This is a genomic window from Vibrio penaeicida (assembly GCF_002933855.1).
GTDB classification, from domain to species: domain Bacteria; phylum Pseudomonadota; class Gammaproteobacteria; order Enterobacterales; family Vibrionaceae; genus Vibrio; species Vibrio penaeicida_A.
The window spans coordinates 1-2,259 of record NZ_BFAQ01000094.1 but is presented as its reverse complement, the minus strand read 5'-3'; the positions used below and the strand labels follow the sequence as shown (position 1 = coordinate 2,259).

General features: G+C 44.8%; 1 protein-coding gene and 1 pseudogene. One reads left to right on the top strand and one right to left on the bottom strand.

What is annotated here, in order from left to right; translation table 11 throughout:
- Positions 1-1,571, top strand: a 1,571-nt coding sequence (locus VPNCDNU1_RS28560) for a phospholipase D-like domain-containing protein (protein ID WP_145959510.1), incomplete at its 5' end; no start/stop codon positions are given.
- A gap of 91 nt (positions 1,572-1,662) precedes the next feature.
- Here the strand turns inward: VPNCDNU1_RS28560 and VPNCDNU1_RS28555 are convergent.
- Positions 1,663-2,259 (bottom strand): annotated as a pseudogene (locus VPNCDNU1_RS28555) (hypothetical protein); the annotation flags it as partial.

Here is a 2,259-nt window from a genome sequence, read left to right as displayed (position 1 = left end):
CGGCAAACGCTAAGATAATCCACGATGTTAAACACTATTTTCTTGACGACGTTATCGGTGACTGCAATGCACAATGCTTGCTTAGGCAGGTATCAAAACAATTAAGTCGTGTGGGCTATTCTCATACATGGCACCTCTTCCCTGTGACGTCGATTGAAGTACTGTCTTCTCTTTCAGGCAGAGAGAACAGCGTCGCGGATGTTCACCGAAACAACGAAGCCTTTCGGAGCAAAGTGATCAACACCATTAAAAATGGTCAGCATATTATTGATCTAACAGTATTAGCCAAAATTGATGACTCTTGGGTTGGGCAGTTACAAGGAGCATTGAAGACGATCGAAGAAAATGCACAACGAAATGGCACCTCACCTATTGTTCGGATCTATGTTGGATTGGGTGGTTTGGCGACGGGATGGCCTGATTACGTTATCGACATTGTAAAACGCAAGCTCCTCGGTCAAGGTTTTATTTCTGAATCGGGGATCCCTGAAACACAGTGGAATACTCACTTTCAAGGGATCTTGGCTAAATTGGTGTCTCGTTTGACAGGTAATACCAACATGCAGGTATACATTAGTGGGGGAAGGAAAAGCTTTTTTGTACCGCAGGAAGGGCTCTTTGATCTCACTTGGAACCACAGCAAAATTGTGGCCGTTGATGGGATAGAAGCCATTACCGGAGGGCATAATTTATGGGAGGAGTATTTCGCGGAAACACCAGTCATCGATACCTCTGTTAAGATCCAGGGTACGGCTGCGTATTTTACGCACAAAGTGGTTGACAAAATGTGGCGTACAGGGGACTTCAGACACATGTTGAAATGGCAGCATGGGACTATTGCCCAAGCCGAGACGGTACCATTCGTTGAGCAGTTGCTTCCTCTGCCTCCCGTCATTTCTGGTGACATTGATGTGTTGATTTTGGACCAAGGAAACCCGGTGACGGTTGACAGTGCGGATCGATTCGATATGAAAACGGGTGTGCGAGCCATGATATCTGCGGCTCAGCAAGAAGTTTTCCTATCGCAGCAATCTCTCATTAACCCATTCAGTCAAAGCGCGTTTGGCGCATTGTTAAGAGATATCGATGAAGAACTGGCCTATGTGTTAGCTAAGAAGTCGATAGAGGGCGTAGCGGTCAATGTGATTCTATCGAATCCCGTTGCCCCCTTTGACACTACATCTAATGCCTCCAATACTGACATTATAAAGGCCCTTTGGTCAGCGGCAACAGATTCAGGCGTTACAAACGATGCTGACAGTCGACAAAAATTTTGCTCCCACTTCAAGCTAGGAAACCTCAGGATCGACAGTCAAAGCGAAACGTATCCAAACACAAACTATTCGTTTGCGAACCACTCCAAGGCGATAATGATTGATAAAAAACTCTTTTCAATCGGGTCGCATAATGTTTATGAACAAAGACCGGCTTCGTTGATCGAAATGATGTATGTCATCGCCAGTGAAGCTGAGGCTGAGAAATACTACCGGAATTACTGGTCTCCATTAATCGCTAACTCACAAAGAACTTTTGTGAGTAAAGAGCAATGTGTGCAAACCATAAGTTCTTAACATATTGAAGAACTCTGAGACAGGCATATAAAAAAGCCAGCAGAGACTCTGCTGGCTTTAAAGGAGGTGCTTTGTTTAGTTATCACTCGCACTAGTCATTGTAGGAAACACAGGACGCGTAGCTTTTCATTCTTACTGAGTGGGATATGGTAAGGTTGTTCACCAAATCCACAGAGTAAAACTTGCTGTCTTTAGCAGAGTGGTCCGTCCAATATTCGTAATATCCAGGCCAGCCGTAGTTTGCTGTTAGGTCGCCTAAGTGATAAACCAAGCTGTAAAGCTCATATCGGTTGGGTCTTTTCCAATTGGTGCGTCCCATGAATTTTAAATATCCAAGTTCGTCACAGTATCGGTCAAGTTGACCATCTTTGCCATAGTTTGAGCTTTGTGGATCATTTTCCCAACCCCATCCATCGTAACGAAAGCGAGCATATTCGCCATCAATACGAGTTTCTTGGTAAGTTGCCCCATAAGTTCTGCCGAAATTACTGGCGGAATCCTCCAGTTTGTAACCAAGTTGCTTCATCACCTCAATACTGGGTGTCGCCGTGAATAACTTGTTATTGGCTTCACCTGAATCGCCTTCGATGACTTTAAGGCAATAGCCTGCTGCGTTGTACATATCGGTATCATTCACCTGTCCTCCGCATGGAAGAAGACCAGTGGTGACGGTTATGGATATACTCTC